The sequence below is a fragment of the Psychrobacter sp. 1Y4 genome (genome assembly GCF_051847555.1).
In genome coordinates, this window is sequence record NZ_JBPYDE010000814.1 from 1 (window position 1) to 607 (window position 607).

1 protein-coding gene and 1 pseudogene are annotated in these 607 nt (G+C 43.7%); both read left to right on the top strand.

Features of this window, described 5'->3' with window-relative positions; genetic code table 11:
• On the top strand, positions 1 to 277 hold a 277-nt coding region (locus ACS8FC_RS19025), incomplete at its 5' end, for a protein-disulfide reductase DsbD domain-containing protein (protein WP_439297939.1).
• Between the two features lie 47 nt (positions 278 to 324).
• Positions 325 to 607, top strand: a pseudogene (locus ACS8FC_RS19030) (cytochrome C biogenesis protein); the annotation flags it as partial.

Below are 607 nucleotides of genomic sequence, written 5' to 3' on the forward strand. Positions count from 1 at the left end.
TAAAGATCAGCTCGCGTTAAGCTTTCCTAAAGGCATAAGCGCAACGCCGTTTACCTTTAATCAGGCACCAGTGTCCATTGATGATCCAACCTTTGGTAAAGTTCCAGTATTTACGCAAAGGAGCGTTGTTGCCACCACGATGCTGACGACCAATAATGGTAAAGGCGCAAAAAATGCCCCGATTATCATTGGTTGGCAAGGCTGTGCAAAAGCTGGGCTATGCTACCCACCCGAAAAGATCAAAACTAAAGTAAATATTGCTGCGACACGTAGATAAGTATTTAGAAGTTTGATTCAGATATTGGTAATAACAGGTAGCTATTCATGCTCATGAAGACATCACAACAATCGCCATCATTGACTGCAAATACACATGTAAAAAAATCGTATGTCTTAGCATGTGCGATTGCTAGCGGCTCGCTATTGACAGGGTTGTTGGCTACGTCAACGACGGCGCAAGCGGCAGGATTAGGTGATCTATTCGGCAGCAGTCAAAATACAGCGCAATCGAAATTTTTGCCAGTAGATGAAGCCTTTCAGGTTAGTAGCAGTAGTGCATCTACCAAGTCAGGTACGCGCCTGTCTATTAATTTTGATATCAAGCCTG